Origin of the sequence: Streptomyces sp. NBC_01077, from assembly GCF_045162855.1 — a bacterium.
Lineage (GTDB): Bacteria > Actinomycetota > Actinomycetes > Streptomycetales > Streptomycetaceae > Streptomyces.
In genome coordinates this window covers 5,335,330-5,351,881 of record NZ_CP108669.1, presented here as the reverse complement: position 1 = coordinate 5,351,881, position 16,552 = coordinate 5,335,330, and the positions used below count along the sequence as shown (strand labels likewise).

19 protein-coding genes and 1 tRNA gene are annotated in these 16,552 nt (G+C 70.5%); 13 read left to right on the top strand and 7 right to left on the bottom strand.

The window, feature by feature from the left end; genetic code table 11:
- The first annotated feature begins 18 nt into the window (after nucleotides 1–18).
- The 10 genes from OG462_RS24200 (at nucleotide 19) to OG462_RS24155 (ending at nucleotide 6,986) form a co-directional block, all read left to right on the top strand.
- On the top strand, nucleotides 19–798 hold the full coding sequence (locus tag OG462_RS24200) for a GntR family transcriptional regulator (RefSeq protein WP_406060624.1): 780 nt from the start codon (nucleotides 19–21) through the stop codon (nucleotides 796–798).
- Nucleotides 799–936: 138 nt separating this feature from the next.
- Complete coding sequence (locus OG462_RS24195) at nucleotides 937–1,293, top strand: hypothetical protein (protein WP_267044160.1); 357 nt, start codon at nucleotides 937–939, stop codon at nucleotides 1,291–1,293.
- 2 nt (nucleotides 1,294–1,295) lie between these two features.
- Complete coding sequence (locus tag OG462_RS24190; protein ID WP_406060621.1) at nucleotides 1,296–2,663, top strand: FtsK/SpoIIIE domain-containing protein; 1,368 nt, start codon at nucleotides 1,296–1,298, stop codon at nucleotides 2,661–2,663.
- Nucleotides 2,664–2,753: 90 nt separating this feature from the next.
- Complete coding sequence (locus tag OG462_RS24185) at nucleotides 2,754–3,404, top strand: DUF2637 domain-containing protein (protein ID WP_406060620.1); 651 nt, start codon at nucleotides 2,754–2,756, stop codon at nucleotides 3,402–3,404.
- 17 nt (nucleotides 3,405–3,421) lie between these two features.
- Complete coding sequence (locus tag OG462_RS24180; protein ID WP_406060618.1) at nucleotides 3,422–3,616, top strand: mobile element transfer protein; 195 nt, start codon at nucleotides 3,422–3,424, stop codon at nucleotides 3,614–3,616.
- Between the two features lie 13 nt (nucleotides 3,617–3,629).
- Entirely contained in the window at nucleotides 3,630–3,788 is a 159-nt protein-coding gene (locus OG462_RS24175) for a hypothetical protein (RefSeq protein ID WP_406060616.1), read from the top strand.
- A gap of 26 nt (nucleotides 3,789–3,814) precedes the next feature.
- Nucleotides 3,815–4,135, top strand: coding sequence for a SpdD-like protein (locus tag OG462_RS24170; RefSeq protein ID WP_406060614.1), 321 nt, complete (start codon nucleotides 3,815–3,817; stop codon nucleotides 4,133–4,135).
- A gap of 90 nt (nucleotides 4,136–4,225) precedes the next feature.
- Nucleotides 4,226–5,626 carry a replication initiator protein RepSA gene (gene repSA, locus OG462_RS24165; RefSeq protein WP_406060613.1) on the top strand — a complete coding sequence of 467 codons (1,401 nt, stop codon included), beginning with the start codon at nucleotides 4,226–4,228 and terminating at the stop codon, nucleotides 5,624–5,626.
- On the top strand, nucleotides 5,623–5,820 hold the full coding sequence (locus OG462_RS24160) for a helix-turn-helix domain-containing protein (protein WP_395361925.1): 198 nt from the start codon (nucleotides 5,623–5,625) through the stop codon (nucleotides 5,818–5,820). The genes repSA and OG462_RS24160 overlap by 4 nt, the downstream gene beginning before the upstream one ends.
- Nucleotides 5,820–6,986 (top strand): tyrosine-type recombinase/integrase, encoded by a 1,167-nt coding sequence (locus OG462_RS24155; RefSeq protein ID WP_406060611.1) that lies wholly within the window; start codon nucleotides 5,820–5,822, stop codon nucleotides 6,984–6,986. The genes OG462_RS24160 and OG462_RS24155 overlap by 1 nt, the downstream gene beginning before the upstream one ends.
- Nucleotides 6,987–7,063: 77 nt before the next feature.
- Here the strand turns inward: OG462_RS24155 and OG462_RS24150 are convergent.
- Nucleotides 7,064–7,140 (bottom strand) — tRNA-Thr (locus tag OG462_RS24150).
- Nucleotides 7,141–7,322: 182 nt separating this feature from the next.
- Here OG462_RS24150 and OG462_RS24145 point away from each other — a divergent pair.
- From OG462_RS24145 to OG462_RS24135, 3 genes are all read left to right on the top strand, one after another.
- Nucleotides 7,323–8,420 (top strand): ABC transporter ATP-binding protein, encoded by a 1,098-nt coding sequence (locus OG462_RS24145; RefSeq protein ID WP_406060609.1) that lies wholly within the window; start codon nucleotides 7,323–7,325, stop codon nucleotides 8,418–8,420.
- A 233-nt stretch (nucleotides 8,421–8,653) separates the two neighbouring features.
- Complete coding sequence (locus OG462_RS24140; protein ID WP_406060607.1) at nucleotides 8,654–9,064, top strand: hypothetical protein; 411 nt, start codon at nucleotides 8,654–8,656, stop codon at nucleotides 9,062–9,064.
- A gap of 65 nt (nucleotides 9,065–9,129) precedes the next feature.
- On the top strand, nucleotides 9,130–9,846 hold the full coding sequence (locus OG462_RS24135; RefSeq protein ID WP_266894701.1) for a nucleotidyltransferase family protein: 717 nt from the start codon (nucleotides 9,130–9,132) through the stop codon (nucleotides 9,844–9,846).
- A gap of 155 nt (nucleotides 9,847–10,001) precedes the next feature.
- On the opposite strand, the gene OG462_RS24130 is transcribed toward OG462_RS24135, so the two are convergent.
- The 6 genes from OG462_RS24130 to OG462_RS24105 all read right to left on the bottom strand — a co-directional run bounded on the left by OG462_RS24130 (nucleotide 10,002) and on the right by OG462_RS24105 (nucleotide 16,417).
- Complete coding sequence (locus OG462_RS24130; RefSeq protein WP_406060605.1) at nucleotides 10,002–11,618, bottom strand: DoxX family membrane protein; 1,617 nt, start codon at nucleotides 11,616–11,618, stop codon at nucleotides 10,002–10,004.
- A 107-nt stretch (nucleotides 11,619–11,725) separates the two neighbouring features.
- Nucleotides 11,726–12,685, bottom strand: coding sequence for a 23S rRNA (guanosine(2251)-2'-O)-methyltransferase RlmB (gene rlmB, locus OG462_RS24125; RefSeq protein ID WP_406060603.1), 960 nt, complete (start codon nucleotides 12,683–12,685; stop codon nucleotides 11,726–11,728).
- A gap of 77 nt (nucleotides 12,686–12,762) precedes the next feature.
- Nucleotides 12,763–14,163 carry a cysteine--tRNA ligase gene (gene cysS / locus OG462_RS24120; RefSeq protein WP_406060602.1) on the bottom strand — a complete coding sequence of 467 codons (1,401 nt, stop codon included), beginning with the start codon at nucleotides 14,161–14,163 and terminating at the stop codon, nucleotides 12,763–12,765.
- 212 nt (nucleotides 14,164–14,375) lie between these two features.
- A complete protein-coding gene (ispF, locus tag OG462_RS24115) occupies nucleotides 14,376–14,876 on the bottom strand; it encodes a 2-C-methyl-D-erythritol 2,4-cyclodiphosphate synthase (RefSeq protein ID WP_406060601.1) in 501 nt (166 codons plus the stop codon).
- Complete coding sequence (gene ispD / locus OG462_RS24110; RefSeq protein WP_406060599.1) at nucleotides 14,866–15,615, bottom strand: 2-C-methyl-D-erythritol 4-phosphate cytidylyltransferase; 750 nt, start codon at nucleotides 15,613–15,615, stop codon at nucleotides 14,866–14,868. Before ispD ends, ispF begins: the two co-directional genes overlap by 11 nt.
- A gap of 319 nt (nucleotides 15,616–15,934) precedes the next feature.
- Nucleotides 15,935–16,417: a CarD family transcriptional regulator gene (locus tag OG462_RS24105; protein WP_003953493.1), complete on the bottom strand. Its 483-nt coding sequence runs from the start codon at nucleotides 16,415–16,417 to the stop codon at nucleotides 15,935–15,937.
- Nucleotides 16,418–16,552 lie beyond the last annotated feature (135 nt).

The window sequence follows — 16,552 nt, the reverse complement described above, 5'->3', positions numbered from 1 at the left end:
AGGAGAGTGGAAAAGACTGTGGGAACTCCAGTAGGAGGTGGTCGGTCCGTACCTCGGTACGTCCAGATCGCCGAGGAGATTGTTCGGCAGATCCAGGCTGGGGTTCTCAAGCCTGGCGACCTGGTGCCGAGTGAGTCCGAGCTCGTCGAGCGGTACGGCGTTGCCGGCGGGACCATCCGTAAGGCGATGGTCGAGGTTCGTGCGAGTGGGCTCGTGGAGACGCGGCACGGTAAGGGGTCGATCGTGAAGGACCGGCCGCCCGTGCGGCTGCGTTCCTCGGATCGGTTCCGGGCCTCGCACCGCCGGGGTGGGAAGGCTGCCTACCTCGCCGAGTCTGCCCAGTCCGGTGCCACCGCCAAGGTGAGCGTCCTCTACATCGGGCCGATGGAAGCGCCGCAGGACATTGCCGAGCGGCTGGGCGTCGACGCCGGTACGCAGGTGCTCGCGCGGCGGCGTCTGTACTTCCGCAACGGCGTTCCCGTCGAGACGGCCTCCTCCTACCTCCCGTGGGACGTGGTCAAGGACATCCCTCAGCTCTTCTCCGAGAACCCCGGGCCCGGGGGGATCTACGCCCGCCTGGAGGACGACGGGCACGTCTTCACCGAGTTCGTCGAGACGTTGCAGGCTCGGCCGGCCGCCAAGGCTGAAGCCTCCGAACTCGCGCTGAGCCCCGGGGCCCCCGTCGTTCACCTGCTGCGGAACGCCGTCACCAAGACCGGTCGCGTGGTCGAGGTCTGCGACACCCTCATGGCTGCTGACCAGTTCGTTTTCGAGTATCGGATCCCTGCCTCCGACTGACGCGTGGTCAACTCTCCTCAGCCCGCTCGGACTTCTTCGTCCGGGCGGGTTGACTCATGTATAGGAGTCAGGCACTCTTCTTCATGTCACTCATATACATGAGTGACGGAGTCCAGCACTTCTACAGGAGTGATCTCTGTGCGTCAGATCCCCGTCGACACCTCCGCGGCCTCCGTGATGGTCGCCCAGCCCCCACAGCCCAAGGTGAAGGACCGCCGCACCGGCGAGCGCGCCATGGACGCCGAGACCGGCGCCGCGCTGTCGACCGTGGACGTCATGTTCGCCGCGAACGGCGAGGTCGAGATCCTGACCGTCACCGTCCCGGAGACCGGCGTCTCCGCCGACCTCGTCATGGGCACCCCGGTCGCGGTCACCGGCCTCATCGCCCGGCCCTGGGAGAACGAGTTCAACGGGCAGCGTCGGCACGGAATCGCCTTTCGCGCCGTCGCGGTCACCTCGCTCGTCGGCAGCGCGGCGACCCCGAAGGCTGCCTGATCATGGAGTGGTTGATCGTCTCCGCCGTGGTGGCCGTCGTCGCCTTCGCCGGTCTTCTGCGGTGGCGGCGGCCCGGCTGGTACTGGCTGTCCTTTGGGGTCGTGCTCGCCACCCTTCGGGTTCTGGGTCGGTACTCCTCGGTCATGGACGCCTGCGGCCTGACCGTTCCTCCGCCCCGGTGGCGTCTCGCCATCGCCCGGATGGCCAACCGGCCCGTGCCGGAGCCCCGGGCGCCGCGCATCCTGCGGCTTCGGCCCACCCGGACCGGCCTCGTCTTACGGCTGGGGCTCCGGCCCGGACAGGACGCCTTCGACGTGGCTGCCTCGTGCGACCGGCTGCGGCACTCGTTCGGCATGCACGGCGTGGCCTCGCGGGAGATCCGCTCCGGCGTGGTCGAACTGCGGATGACGGGTTACGACGTGCTCAAGCGGGTTCAGATGCCCGTCGGCGTCGAGCGCTCGACCATGCGCTTGCCGGTCGCTCTGCGCGAGGACGGCGCCGTTCATTACCGCGACTACCGCACCACCCCGCACGCCCTCACGATCGGAGCCACCAAGTCCGGGAAGTCCGTCTACCAGCGGAACCTGGTTGCCGAACTCGCCGCCCAGGAAGTGGCCTTGATCGGGATCGACTGCAAGCAAGGGGTCGAGCTGTTCCCTCTGGCCCGTCGCTTCTCCGCCCTCGCCGACAACCCCGACACCGCCGCCGATCTCCTCGACGCCCTCATCGCGCACATGGAAGGCGTCTACCAACTCATCCGCGCAGAACAGCGCATCACCGCCGACACCCCGGACGCCGACATCGCCGCCGACATCTGGGACCTGCCCGACCACCTCCGTCCCGTTCCCGTCGTCCTCCTCGTCGACGAGGTCGCCGAACTCGCCCTCTTCGCCACGAAGGAGGAAGAGAAGCGGCGAGACCGGATCATCACCTCACTCGCTCGGCTCGCCCAGCTCGGTCGCGCCGCCGGCATCTATCTGGAGATCTGCGGGCAGCGCTTCGGCTCCGAACTCGGCAAGGGCATCACCATGCTCCGCGCTCAGCTCAGCGTCCGTACCGCCCACCGCGTCAACGACGAGACCAGCGCCAACATGGCCTTCGGCGACATCGCGCCGGACGCCGTCCTCGCCACCGTCCAGATCCCCGTCGACTCGCCCGGCCTCGCGATCACCGGCGACGCCTCTGGCGGCTGGGCCCGCATTCGTACGCCGCACACCTCGCTCCGTACGGCCGTCAACGCCTGCAACAAGTACGCGCACCTCGTCCCGGACCTGCCCGGCCTCGCCGCCTTCCGGCCCGCCGTCGAGCCGCCCGTGCACCCGGTCAAGGTTCCGGCCCCGGCGTCCGCCGAGTCCCCGGCTACCGCCTGACCCTCCCCACCTCACCCGGTCGGCGCGACCGCTTCACGCGCCACGTCCCTACCCCGCCATGCCCAGAACGCCCGCAAAGGAGGTGCCGACATGACCAGCAAGCTCCGCGTCGACGCCGTGCTGGTCCAAGCCCTGATCGCCGGTGCGCTGTCCTTCGCCCACCTGCACGACCTGGCTGCCGCTGCCGGGCAGACCGGCTGGAAGGCGTGGGCCTACCCCGTCTCCGTCGACCTACTCCTGGTCGCCGCCTGGCGCCGCCTCCGCTCGGACGGCTCGTCCCGGCTCGCCTGGTGCTGGTTCCTGGTCTCCCTGTTCGCCTCGCTCGGTGCGAACGTCGCCACCGCCGGGTTCCTCGACCTCGCCCATCCACCCGGCTGGCTGCGCTTCGGCATCGCCGGGTGGCCCGCGGTCGCCTTCCTCGGTGGCACGCTCCTCGCCCACTCCCCGGCACCGCCGGCCTCGGAGACCCACCCCGTGGTCGAGCCGGAGCCGATCGGAGAGACGTCGGTCGATCCGGAACGCGTCCCCGAGTCCGATGCCGCCGCCGAGCTGGAGCCGACCCCGCCCGTGCCGACGACCGCACCCGCCGTGCCAGTCCCGGCCGCCCTGGTCGAGCACGCCCGCAAGCTCGCGGCCGATCACCGCACCCGGACCGGCCAGTCCATCGACACCGACACCCTGCGCGTCCGCCTCGGCGTCCCCGCACCCATGGCCGACGCCATCGCTGCCCAACTCGCCTGATCAGAACGGAGAACGCCATGTCCCCTCGCGACCACTTCCACTCCGTCATGCGCATCGGTCCCGTGCAGATCGGTAGCCACCGCGACCGCCACGGCCGCACCAAGTACGCCGCCGTCTGCACCTCCGACCGCTGCGGCTGGTCCTCCGACTACTCCAGTTCCTCCGCCGCCCAGCTCGCGGCCCGTACCCACCGCTGCCGCATCTCCGACTGAACGGAAGCTCCTCGTGGACGTCCCGCTCTGGCTTGCCCTGATCGTCGTCGGCACCCTCGGCATCAAGCTCATCCGCCCGCCCTGGTGGCTCGTCGCCGTGCTCCTCCTCGGCGGCTTCCTCCTCGCCGACAGCCTGCTGGCCCCCGTCATCGACACCGCGATCTCCAAGTGACCTGACCCGGAAGGGAGAACCACTCCATGCTCCGACCCAAGATCCCGACCATGCCGACGCCGACCGGTCTCGTCACCCCGCCCGCCGTCGTCCAGCCGTCTGCCGTCCTCCAGCCGACCGCCGTTGAGCCCATGCAGTCGTACCCGGCTCCGGTTGCCCAGCGGCCCACCGTCCAGATCACCCCCGGCACCGCGCTCGCCGTCATCGGCGCCGGCACCGCCGTCGTCCTGGTCGTCGGAACGGTCCTGGTCTCGATGCTCCTCGCGACCGCCGTCACCGCCGCATCGGTCGCCGTCTGCGCCGTCGTCGTCCGTTCGCTGATCGCGTCCTCGGCCAAGCGGCGCTGACCGGCCCCCGGGCGGCCTCGATACCGCCAAGCATCCGCCGCCCGGGAGCCGTACCCCTCGCCGATCTCTCAACCGGAAGGAACACCCATCATGGATCAGCGCACCGCCGCCACCACGGCGGGCCTGGACCCGGCCACGCTCCAGGACGTTCTCCGAGTCGCCGCCGCCCCCGACTTCGACCGCTGGCGGGACCAGGTGCACCGCACCGGTGGCTGCTCCGATCCCATCCACCTGACCGGCTGGTCCCTCGCCAAGGACCGCACGTCCGGCGAGACCCTCCGCCGATACTCCACGGAGGCCGAGCCCGGCGGCCGTCTCCGCGTCGCCTGCGGCAACCGCCGCGCCTCCCGCTGCCCCTCCTGCGCCCACACGTACGCCGGGGACACCTACCACCTGATCCGTGCGGGCCTGGCGGGCGATGAGTCCAAGGCCATTCCCCTGACCGTCCGCGACCACCCCCGAGTCTTCGCCACCCTCACCGCCCCGTCCTTCGGCCCCGTGCACAACCGGCCCGACCGCGGCGCCTGCCGCTGCGGCACCCGCCACCCGGAGAACGACCCCGCCCTGGGGACGGCGCTAGACCCCGACTCGTACGACTACGCCGGAGCCGTCCTCTTCAACAACCACGCCGGACAGCTCTGGCAGCGCTTCACTAACCGTCTGCGCCGTGAGCTCGCCGCCCGCGCCGGGCTCACCCAGCGCGAGCTGAAGGACGCGTTACGGGTCTCGTACGGGAAGGTCGCCGAGTTCCAGAAGCGCGGCGCCATCCACTTCCACGCCGTGATCCGGCTCGACGGACCGGACGGGCCCGGCACCACCCCACCCTCGTGGGCCACTGTGCGGCTCCTCGACGACGCGATCCGCGCCGCCGCCGTCCACGCGTACACGACCATCACCGTTCCGGCCGCCGGAGACCAGCCGCGCCGACGATTCCAGTGGGGCCGCCAGCTCGACATCCGTCCGGTCAAAGCATTCGGTGACGGCTCCGACATCACCGAACAGGCCGTCGCCGCGTACGTCGCGAAGTACGCCACCAAGGCCGCCGAGACCACGGGCAGCCTCGACCGGCGGATTGGCAACCGGGAGGTGCTCGACCTCCTGGACGTGGCCGACCACCCCCGCCGCCTGATCGAGGCCTGCCTCGACCTGGCCCCGCTCTACCCGGACCGCAAGCTCACCGCCTGGGCCCACATGCTCGGCTTCCGTGGCCACTTCTCCACCAAGTCTCGCCGGTACTCGACCACCCTCGGGGCCCTCCGCCAGATCCGCGCCGACTACCGCGCCGCCCAGGAACACGTGGACACCGACCCGGACACCGTCCTCGTCCTCGCCTCCTGGCAGTACGCCGGACACGGCCACACCCCCGGCGAGGCCGCCCTCGCCGCGACCATCTCGCGCGGAATCCAGCTCAACCGCCAGACCGCCCGCGAAGTCCTGCGCGACCAACTCGCCCTGGAAGCCCTGGAAGTACCGGAAGGAGCCGCAGCATGACCACCGCCACCCTCCCCACCGACGAACTGCTGACCGTGCCCGAGGTCATGGCCCGGCTCAAGCTCGGACGCTCCACCGTCTACGACCTCATCCGCTCGCGCCGCCTCACCTCGATCACCGTCGGCCGCGCCCGCCGCGTACCCGTCGACGCCGTACGGAACTTCATCACCCACGAAATCCGAGAGGCCGCCTGATGCCCGCCAAGCGCAAGCGCAACCCGAACGGCGCTGGCACCATCACCCAGCGCAAGGACGGCCGTTTCCAGGCCGCCGTCTATGTCCTCCAGCCCGACGGCACCCGCGCCCGCAAGTTCGCGTACGGCAAGACCTGGGCCGAGTGCGACGCCAAACGCCGCGCGCTCCTCGACAAGGTCGCGAGCGGCACCCCCGTGCCGACCCGCTCGGCGAAGCTCTCCGAGTGGCTGGCGTACTGGCTCGACAACGTCGTGCAGCCCCGCCGCAAGCTCAGCACGTACGACAAGTACGAGGCGCACGTCCGCCTCTACCTCTCCCCCATGCTCGGTACGAAGCGGCTGGAGTCCCTCAGCGTTCCCGACGTTCGGCGTTTCCTGCTCCAGCTGGAGAAGAAGACGACCGCCGCCACCGCCAAGGAATCCCACCGCGTGCTGCGTACGGCCCTCTCCGCCGCCTGCCGGGAGGAGCTGATCGTCCGGAACGTCGCCAAGCTCGTGGAACCGCCCAGGGCCGCCGTACGCGACCTCAGCCCGTGGTCCCTCGACGAGACGCTCGACTTCCTCGCCGCCTCCCGCCGAGACCCGCTGTACGCCGCCTTCGTGCTGGCCATCGCGATGGGGCTCCGCCGGGGTGAGCTCGTCGGACTGCGCTGGAACGACATCGACCTGGAGAACCGCGTCCTCCTGGTCCGCCAACAGGTCCAGCGTCGTCGCGGGGTCCTCTACAACGACGAGACCAAGGGACGTCGCTCCCGCGCGATCCCGCTCCCGGCCATGTGCCTCGCTCCCCTGCGCTGGCACCGGCTGCGGCAGAGGGCGACGTACGCAGCTGCCGGAACCGAGTGGTCGCCCGGGGGCTACGTCTTCGCCACCCGCACCGGCCGCCCCGTCGAGCCCCGCAACGTCCACCGCTCCTTCGTCCGCGTCAGCGAGACGGCCGGCCTCCGGCTGATCCGCCTCCACGACACCCGGCACGGCTGCGCGACGCTCCTCACCGCCGCCGGCGTGGCGCCCCGCGTCGTGATGGAGATCCTCGGTCACAGCCAGATCAGCCTGACCATGGACGTCTACACCCACGTCGTCCAGGACACCCAGCGCGAGGCCATCAGCCACATGGACCGGCTGCTCAAGCGAAAGCGCCCCGGGCCCCGCCCCGACCGCGGCTGACCGCAGCCGTTGATGTCACCCGTAGATGTCAAAGACCCCCAACCAAGATCGGTTGGGGGTCTTTGACATGTCCTACCTGGAGCCCCCTGTCGGGTTCGAACCGACGACCCCCGCTTTACAAGAGCGGTGCTCTGGCCAGCTGAGCTAAGGAGGCAGCGAGTGCAGTGTAACCAACCTCTTCCCGGCGGCGGTCGGAAATCTCACCGGGGCCGGACTGCTGACAGATCCGGCGGCGGCAGGTAGCGTCACGTGCAGTTCACCCAGGTGGACTAGACCTCAATCCTTCCTTTACTCGGATCGTCCGGCACGTTCCTGCCGGTGAAGGGACACATCACCATGGCTTCCGTCACTTTCGACAAGGCGACCCGGGTGTACCCCGGTGCCACCAAGCCCTCCGTCGACCAGCTCGACATCGAGATCGCCGACGGCGAGTTCCTCGTTCTCGTCGGGCCCTCCGGCTGTGGCAAGTCGACCTCCCTGCGCATGCTCGCGGGTCTCGAGGACGTCAACGCCGGCTCCATCCGCATCGGTGACCGCGACGTCACGCACCTGCCGCCCAAGGACCGGGACATCGCGATGGTGTTCCAGAACTACGCGCTGTACCCGCACATGAGCGTCGCCGACAACATGGGCTTCGCGCTCAAGATCGCCGGTGTCAACAAGTCCGAGATCCGCACCAAGGTCGAAGAGGCCGCGAAGATCCTGGACCTCACCGAGTACCTCGACCGCAAGCCGAAGGCGCTCTCCGGCGGTCAGCGTCAGCGTGTCGCCATGGGTCGCGCCATCGTGCGTGAGCCGCAGGTCTTCCTCATGGACGAGCCGCTGTCGAACCTCGACGCCAAGCTCCGCGTCTCGACCCGTACGCAGATCGCGGGCCTCCAGCGCCGTCTCGGCATCACCACGGTCTACGTCACCCACGACCAGACCGAGGCCCTCACCATGGGCGACCGCGTCGCCGTCCTCAAGGACGGGCTTCTCCAGCAGGTCGACTCGCCGCGCAACATGTACGACAAGCCCGCCAACCTCTTCGTCGCCGGCTTCATCGGCTCCCCGGCGATGAACCTGGTCGAGGTCCCGATCACCGACGGCGGCGTGAAGTTCGGCAACAGCGTCGTCCCGGTCTCCCGCGACGCCATCGCCGCCGCCTCCGCCAACGGCGACACCACCGTCACCGTCGGCGTCCGCCCCGAGCACTTCGACGTGCAGGGCCCCACCGGCAAGGACGGCCTGGCCGTCACCGTCAACGTCGTCGAGGAGCTCGGCTCCGACGGCTTCGTGTACGGCTCCACCCGCGTCGGCGGCGAGGACAAGGACCTGGTCGTCCGCGTCGGCGGCCGTGACGTCCCCTCCAAGGGCACCACGCTGCACGTCGTCCCGCGCGCCGCCGAGCTCCACGTCTTCTCGACGTCCACCGGCGCCCGCCTCAGCGACTGATCCCAGCAGGCACCAAGCCGACCGAACGGCCCCGCATCTCTTGCTCTCTTGCAGATGCGGGGCCGTTCGTCTTCTCCAAGGGGCTCACTGGGGGTTTACCGGCGAAAACCCCGGCATTCCGGGTCCGCCCCCACTCCCCGCGTCAACACGGGATTCGAAAAGCCGCTTCGAACCATCCCCCGCGAGAGTGACTAAATGTCGCCATATCACTACCGGCCGCTACGCTCGCCTGCGTGACGCCTACTGCCCGCCGAATCGGCCGCTCTCTCGCCCTCGTCCTGCCCGTCGTCCTGGTGCTCTCGGGAACGCTCGCGGTGTCCGCCGTTCCGTGGGCCGGCGAGGACTCCGGGACCCAGCTGACGGCGTCCTCCTCCAAGGTCTCCGTCCGGGCCAAGTCCCGTGCCCCGCAGGACATTCTGCGCGACCAGCTCCTCGCCGAGCTCCAGGAGAAGGACCCCGGGGTCGCCCTCACCCACCTCCAGCGCGAGGTGGAGAACCGTCCCTCGCTCGCCAAGCACTGCATCTCCATCGCCCGTTCCCTCGGCCGCGCCGCCGTCGAGCAGTACGGCCCCTCCCGCGCCCAGTCGTTCTCGCGACCGGTCTGCGACACCTCGTACGCGACCGGCGTGATGCGCGCGAGCTGAGGGCCGACGCTGAGCGCCGTCGCGCGTCCGGCCGCCGGGCGTACGGGGCGCCTATCGTTCCCCGTATGCACACCTCTCCGACGCAGGCCGTGGTCCTGGCGGGCGGCCAGGGCTCACGGCTCCGCCCGTACACCGACGACCGCCCCAAGCCGATGGTCGAGATCCCGGGCACCGGGACCCCGATCATCGGCCATCAGCTTTCCTGGCTCGCCGCCGAGGGCGTGACCGACGCCGTCGTCTCCTGCGGCCATCTCGCCGAGGTGCTCCAGGAGTGGCTCGAAGGCGCCGACCTCCCCCTCAAGGTGACGACGGTCGTCGAGACCGAGCCCCTGGGCCGCGGCGGAGGCCTGAAGTACGCCGCCGCGCACCTGCCTGCGCCGGACCAGCCCTGGTACGCCACCAACGGCGACATCTGGACGCGTTTCTCGCTGCGCGAGATGGCCGCCTTCCACGCCGAGCGCGACGCCCTCGCCACCCTCGCCCTGGCCCGTCCCCGGATCCCGTGGGGCGCCGTCGAGACCGACACCTTCGGGCACATCACCGACTTCATCGAGTCGCCGCCGTCGCCGTTCCTCATCAACGCGGGCGTGTACGTCTTCTCCGCGGCCTTCACGGAGCTCCTCCCGGACCTGGGCGACCACGAGCGCACCACCTTCCCCCGGCTCGCCCGTGAGCGGCGTCTGGCGGGCTTCCCGCTGCCCCAGGGGGCGTACTGGCGGGCCATCGACACCGCGAAGGACCTCACCGAGGCCGCGAAGGAACTCGCCGCCCAGAGGGGCTGACCAGACACCCCGGCCGGTACGTACGTATCCACGTACGCGGAAGGCCACGTACGTGGATACGTACGCGGAAGGCCACGTACGCGAAAGGGCGGCACCCGCGTTCTCGCGGGTGCCGCCCTTTCCCTGTCCGTACGGACTCCGTACGGACGGAGGCCTCAGCCCAGCAGCCCGCCGATCGGGTTCCTCGCCCCGCCCGACGTCGAGCTGCTCTCCGACGGCGTGCCCGTCGAGCCGGTCGAACCGCCGCCGGAGCCGCCGCTCGACGTGCCGCCCGTGCTGGTCGGGGTGTCGCTGGTGGACGGCGGGGGCTCCGGGTCGGACCGCGTGGGCGTACGGCTGCTGCTGCCGCCGGTGCCGGTGCCCTGCGTGGCCGTCGGGCGCTGCTCCTGCGTCCGGGTGGCCTCGCGGGTGGTCTCGGTGGGCCGGCTCGCCTCCTGCGTCTCCTCGCGCTCCGCCGGGGCCTCGCTCGTCGCGGCGGGCTTGGGCGCGGTGGACGAGGCCTTGGAGGGGGTACCGCGCTTCGGCTCGGTGGGGAGCGGACGGCCCGGGAGGTGGTTGATCGGGTCGTCGTTGGGGCCCGGGACGGTGACCATCTCGGTGGAGCGGACGGCGCCGCCGAGGACGGAGCCGATGAGGAGGGTGAGGCCGACGACGACCGCGGCGACGAGGGTGCTGCGGCGCGTGACGCGCCGGCGCAGGTCCCACAGGTCGGCGCGCGGGCCGAGGGTGCGCCAGGCCTCTCCGGCGAGGCGGCCGTCGATCGAGTACACGGGGGCGCCGGCGATGATCAGCGGCGACCAGGCGGCCAGGAAGATGATGTCGGCGGAGTCGTAGACCGGGACGGTCTTCCAGCTGACCGTGAGGAGGAGCGCGGCGGAGAGCAGGGCGCCGACGACGGCTGCGACGCGCTGCCAGAGTCCGAGGACGGTCAGGACGCCGACGACGACCTGGAGGAAGGCGACGGTGAGTCCGGCGCCGACCGGGTGCTGGAGGGCGAAGTCGCGGAGGGGTTCGGCGAGGGCCCAGGGGTGCAGGGAGTTGAGCCACTTCACCATGGAGCCGCGCTCGCCGCCGTCGAAGTAGACGGGGTCGCAGAGCTTGCCCATGCCCGCGTAGATGGAGATGAAGCCGAGGAAGACGCGGAGCGGGAGGAGGACGACGCCGAGGTTCATCCGGCGGCCGGGGTAGTAGGCGTGCCGGACGGTGTCCTGCCCGTGGCGCTGCGCGCGCCGGCCTTCCGCCGTCTCCGCCTCGTACGATCCCGGTCCGTCCGTCTCGGGCCGGAGCTCGTACAGCTCGTCGTACGCACCCTCGGCGCGGCGCATCGGCGGCAGCAGGGGGCCGGAGTCGGCGGTCACCACGGGGGTGGGCATGGTGTCGTCGACGCGCGGCATGGCCTGGGTGGCGCCCGCGTCCAGACCCGCGTGGCCCCCATGGCCGAGACCGCCGCCACGACCGCCGTGGCCGACCGCCGGGTCGAGCGTGGAGACGGAGGACTCGCGTACGGCCTGGAGGAGGCCGGTCGCGCCCGGCGAGGACTTTCCGGTCCATACGACGGGACGACGGCGCGGTCCGCCCGCGCCTGCCGCGGCCCCGGACAGGGCTGCGGTGCGGGCGCCGGCGCCGATCTTCGGCTGCGGGGCAGGCGCGAGCCGCACACGGAAGCTGGCGTGGTTCACGATCACCTGGGCGGGATCGGAATCCACCTTGACCATGCTCAACGCGGGCTGATCGTCGAACCCCGGCCGGGGCGTTCTGGTGTCCACACTCATCTAACCGAGTGATCTGGGTTTAGGACACTGCCTTGACAGCTCGCAAATGTCCGAGACCCGTCAAGATCACGCCACGGCCGGGGCCGGAAAGTACTACAGGCGCGGTGTCAGCGGGCCATCCGGCGGCGGGCCGCCTCGTAGAGCACGACACCGGCGGCGACACCGGCGTTCAACGACTCGGCGCCACCCGGCATCGGGATGCGGACGAGGAAGTCGCAGGTCTCGCCGACGAGGCGGGACAGGCCCTTGCCCTCGGAGCCGACGACGATGACGACCGGACCGCCCAGCTCCTCCAGCTCGTGCACGTCGCGGTCACCGTCGGCGGCGAGGCCGACGACCGTGACACCGGCCTTCTGGTACTGCTCCAGGCAGCGCGTCAGGTTGGTGGCGCGGGCGACCGGGGTACGGGCGGCGGTGCCGGCCGAGGTCTTCCAGGCACCGGCGGTCATGCCGGCGGCGCGCCGCTCGGGGACGACGACTCCGTGGCCGCCGAAGGCGGAGACGGAGCGGACGACGGCGCCGAGGTTGCGCGGGTCGGTGATGCCGTCGAGGGCGACGATCAGCGGGTCGTCGTGGTCGTCGAACGCGGCCGTGACGAGGTCCTCGGGGTGCGCGTACTCGTACGGCGGGACCTGGAGGACGAGGCCCTGGTGGTTCAGGCCGTTCGTCATCCGGTCGAGCTCGGGGCGCGGCGCCTCCATGATGTTGATGTTGCCGCGGCCGGTGGCGAGGTTCAGGGCCTCGCGCACGCGCTCGTCGTTGTCGATGAACTGCTGCACGTACAGGGTCGAGGCGGGCACGCCGTCGCGCAGCGCCTCGAAGACGGGGTTGCGGCCGACGACCATCTCGGACTGGCCCTTGCCGCCGCGGCGGACGACGGGCTTGCGCTTGGCCACGTTCCGGGCCATCGCGTTGTTGACGCGGAACGCCTTGTGGCCCTTGCGGTCGGTGGCCTTGGGCGTCGGGCCCTTGCCTTCGAGGCCCTTGCGCCGCTGGCCACCGCTGCCGATCGTCGCACCCTTCTTGTTGGACGTGCGACGGTTCCTGCGCTGGCTGTTCCCGGCCATGACTACCTAATCCTCGGTGTTGCGTACATAGGTCTGTAACTGAAGTGTGCCGCCCGGAGGCCCGAGCGGCACGTCTTCTAACGGTTGCCCAGCGTCCAGCGGGGGCCGTCGGGGCTGTCCTCGATGGCGAGGCCGGACTGGTTGAGCTGGTCGCGGATCGCGTCCGCGGTCGCCCAGTCCTTGCGCTCACGCGCCGATTCGCGCTGCTGGAGCACGAGCCGTACGAGGGTGTCGACGGCGCCGTGGAGCTCTTCGCCGCCACCGGTCTCCTCGGCCCAGTGCGGGTCGAGCGGGTCCAGGCCGAGGACGCCGAGCATGGCACGGACCTCGGCGAGGCGTGCGATGGCCTCGTCCTTGTCGTCCGCGGCGAGGGCGCTGTTGCCCTGGCGGACGGTGGTGTGGATGATCGCGAGCGCGTGCGGCACGCCCAGGTCGTCGTCCATGGCCTCGGCGAAGGCCGGCGGCACCTCGGCGGCGGGGGCGACGTCCTTCCCGGCCTTCTCGGTGGCGCGCTGGACGAAGCCCTCGATCCGGGCGAACGCCGACTCGGCCTCGCGCAGGGCCTCCTCGCTGTACTCGATCATCGACCGGTAGTGCGGGGTGCCGAGGTAGTAGCGCAGCACGATGGGGCGCCACTTCTTCACCATCTCGGACACCAGCACGCTGTTGCCGAGCGACTTCGACATCTTCTCGCCGCTCATGGTGACCCAGGCGTTGTGCACCCAGTACTGCGCGAACGCGTCGCCGAAGGCTTTGGCCTGGGCGATCTCGTTCTCGTGGTGCGGGAAGATCAGGTCGAGGCCGCCGCCGTGGATGTCGAAGGCGGAGCCCAGGTACTTGTGGGCCATGGCCGAGCACTCCAGGTGCCAGCCGGGGCGGCCGCGGCCCCAGGGCGTCTCCCAGTCGGGCTCGCCCGGCTTGGTCGCCTTCCACATCGCGAAGTCGCGCGGGTCGCGCTTGCCGGTGATGCCGTCCTCGGCGGGCTGGCGCAGGTCGTCGATGTCCTGGTTGGACAGCTCCAGGTAGCCGGGGAAGGAGCGCACGTCGAAGTAGACGCTGCCGTCGGCCTCGTACGCGTGACCGCGCTCGATGAGGCCGCGCATCATCTCGATCATCTCGGGGACGTGCCCGGTGGCGCGGGGCTCGTAGGTGGGCGGCAGGCAACTGAGGGCGTCGTAGCCCGAGTTGAACGCGCGCTCGTTCTCGTAGCCGATGGACCACCAGGGGCGGCCCTGGTCCACGCCCTTGGCGATGATCTTGTCGTCGATGTCGGTGACGTTGCGGATGAACGTGACGTCGTAGCCGCGGTACGCGAACCAGCGGCGCATGATGTCGAAGTTCAGCCCCGACCGGATGTGCCCGATGTGCGGGGCCGCCTGGACGGTGGCACCACAGAGGTAGATCGAGACCTGGCCCGGCGTGAGCGGGGTGAAGTCACGGATCTGCCGGGCGCTGGTGTCGTACAGGCGAATAGTCACCACTCCAGGGTAGTGGGCGTGTGGTAGTGCCCCGATACCTGTTCGCCGTCTCCGATGACGTTTTTCACCGGTACCGGCGGATGCCGGTACCGGTGAACGTGATGACCGTCGCGCCGGAACGTGACGACGGTCGCGGGTCGAACGTGACGAGGTCGCGCTCGAAGTGGTCACGCGCGCGCCAGAGCGCTTGTTGCGCGCGCGCTTGAGCGTGGTTACGCGCGCGCCACCGGGTACACGAGGGCCGTCGCCAGCGCCGCGAGGCCCTCGGCGCGGCCCGTCAGACCGAGCCCGTCCGTCGTGGTGCCCGAGACGGAGACCGGTGCGCCGGCCGCCTCGCTCAGCGCCTTCTGGGCCTCGGCACGCCGCTTGCCGACCTTGGGGCGGACCCCGATGACCTGGACGGCGATGTTGCCGATCTCGTACCCCTCGGCGCGGACGATCCGGGCGGCCTCCGCGAGGAGGGTGACGCCGGAGGCGCCGGAGTACTCGGGGCGCGAGGTGCCGAAGTGGGCGCCGAGGTCGCCGATGCCGGCGGCGGAGAAGAGCGCGTCGCAGGCGGCGTGGGCGGCGACGTCGCCGTCGGAGTGCCCGGCGAGACCGTATTCCTCGCCCTCCCAGAGGAGGCCCGCGCACCAGAGTTCGCGGCCCTCCTCGAAGGCGTGGACGTCGGTGCCGATGCCGGTGCGCGGCAGCACGGGGAGATCAGAAGCCATCGTTGGCCCTCCTGCGGGCGAGTACGGCCTCGGCGAGGACGAGGTCGAGGGGGCGGGTCACCTTGAAGGCCTCTTCGTGGCCGGGCACGACGACGACGGGCGCGCCGAGCCGCTCGACCATGCCGGCGTCGTCGGTGGCGCCCTCACCGGTGAGGGCGATGGTGGCGTGGGCGTTGACCAGGGTGTCGTGGTCGAAGCCCTGCGGGGTCTGGACGGCGCGCAGCCGGGCCCGGACCGGGGTGGCGACGACCTGCTCGGGGTCGCCCGGCTTCTCGGCCGGCTCGACCTCCTTGACGGTGTCGGCGACGGGCAGCGCGGGGACGACGGCGACGGCCCCGTCCCGAACGGCCTCGATGACCGCGTCGACGGTGTCGACGGGGACGAGCGGGCGGGCCGCGTCGTGGACGAGGACGGTGGTGATGCCCTCGGGGAGCGCGTCGAGCCCGAGGCGTACGGACTCCTGGCGGGTGTCACCGCCGGGAACGACGAGGTAGTCGGTCCGCTCGGGGAGGGCGTGGGCGTCGAGGAGGTTCTTGACCTCGGCGGCGCCGTCGGAGGGGGCGACCACGACGACGAGCGAGACCGCGCGGGAGGCGGCCATCGCACGGACGGCGTGGATGAGCATGGGGGTGCCGTTCAGCGCGCGCAGCGCCTTGGGGGCGCCCGGACCGAGGCGTACGCCCCGTCCGGCCGCCGGGATCACCACGGCGGTACGAGGAGGACGCGCTTCGTCTGACATCGGTTGCACTCCGGCAGGTTTGTTTCCGCGGCCGACATGGGTATGGCCTCACCGTGCCGGACGCTCCGCCTTGACCGGGCCCTTTCCGTGACGACGGTCGAGGCGTGCCGCCCGAGCACAGGGGTTCGGACGTGAGTAAGTAAGAGGGGGATGTGGACGTACGTACATGAACATGCGTACGTGGCGTACGCGTACGTGGACAGTACGTACATGAACATGCCGCAGCGCCCGGCGGCAGCACTGTGTGGGTCACAGCACGCCAGCGGGCACCGCGGCATCGCTTCACTTGGGAGCGCGCTCGGATGTCGTCAGAGCACGCTCAGGACGCGAGGACCTCGTCGAGGAGAGCCTCGGCCTTGTCCTCGTTCGTGTTCTCCGCGAGGGCCAGCTCGCTGACCAGGATCTGCCGAGCCTTGGCGAGCATGCGCTTCTCACCGGCGGAGAGACCGCGCTCGCGCTCACGCCGCCACAGGTCGCGGACTACTTCGGCGACCTTGATGACATCGCCAGAGGCGAGCTTCTCGAGATTTGCCTTGTAGCGACGGGACCAGTTCGTCGGCTCTTCTGCGTACGGCGCGCGAAGCACCTCGAAGACCCGGTCCAGCCCGTCCTGACCGACTACGTCGCGAACACCGACGAACTCCGCATTGTCCGCCGGTACACGAACCGTCAGGTCGCCCTGCGCGACCTTGAGCACCAAGTAGGTCTTGTCCACGCCTTTGATCTGGCGAGTTTCGATGGCCTCGATCAGCGCGGCCCCGTGATGGGGATAGACCACGGTGTCGCCAACCTTGAACGTCATGTGACAGGTACCCCTTCCGTGGCTATCCAGGGTAACACGGATACGGCTTCTTCTGAATGGCGTTTTCGCAGGTCAGGGCATATCTCGGGGCTTGACAACAGCGACACGAACGTGCTGCGGAGGGCTTCCGGAAGG

What these genes read in the sequence shown, in the direction of transcription:
- OG462_RS24130 (WP_406060605.1), bottom strand. Translation starts at nt 11,618, where the DNA reads ATGAGTGTGGACACCAGAACGCCCCGGCCGGGGTTCGACGATCAGCCC.
- OG462_RS24190 (WP_406060621.1), top strand. Translation starts at nt 1,296, where the DNA reads ATGGAGTGGTTGATCGTCTCCGCCGTGGTGGCCGTCGTCGCCTTCGCC.
- ispF (WP_406060601.1), bottom strand. Translation starts at nt 14,876, where the DNA reads ATGGCTTCTGATCTCCCCGTGCTGCCGCGCACCGGCATCGGCACCGAC.
- repSA (WP_406060613.1), top strand. Translation starts at nt 4,226, where the DNA reads ATGGATCAGCGCACCGCCGCCACCACGGCGGGCCTGGACCCGGCCACG.
- OG462_RS24180 (WP_406060618.1), top strand. Translation starts at nt 3,422, where the DNA reads ATGTCCCCTCGCGACCACTTCCACTCCGTCATGCGCATCGGTCCCGTG.
- ispD (WP_406060599.1), bottom strand. Translation starts at nt 15,615, where the DNA reads ATGTCAGACGAAGCGCGTCCTCCTCGTACCGCCGTGGTGATCCCGGCG.
- OG462_RS24105 (WP_003953493.1), bottom strand. Translation starts at nt 16,417, where the DNA reads ATGACGTTCAAGGTTGGCGACACCGTGGTCTATCCCCATCACGGGGCC.
- rlmB (WP_406060603.1), bottom strand. Translation starts at nt 12,685, where the DNA reads ATGGCCGGGAACAGCCAGCGCAGGAACCGTCGCACGTCCAACAAGAAG.
- OG462_RS24170 (WP_406060614.1), top strand. Translation starts at nt 3,815, where the DNA reads ATGCTCCGACCCAAGATCCCGACCATGCCGACGCCGACCGGTCTCGTC.
- OG462_RS24185 (WP_406060620.1), top strand. Translation starts at nt 2,754, where the DNA reads ATGACCAGCAAGCTCCGCGTCGACGCCGTGCTGGTCCAAGCCCTGATC.
- OG462_RS24135 (WP_266894701.1), top strand. Translation starts at nt 9,130, where the DNA reads ATGCACACCTCTCCGACGCAGGCCGTGGTCCTGGCGGGCGGCCAGGGC.
- OG462_RS24155 (WP_406060611.1), top strand. Translation starts at nt 5,820, where the DNA reads ATGCCCGCCAAGCGCAAGCGCAACCCGAACGGCGCTGGCACCATCACC.
- OG462_RS24145 (WP_406060609.1), top strand. Translation starts at nt 7,323, where the DNA reads ATGGCTTCCGTCACTTTCGACAAGGCGACCCGGGTGTACCCCGGTGCC.
- OG462_RS24160 (WP_395361925.1), top strand. Translation starts at nt 5,623, where the DNA reads ATGACCACCGCCACCCTCCCCACCGACGAACTGCTGACCGTGCCCGAG.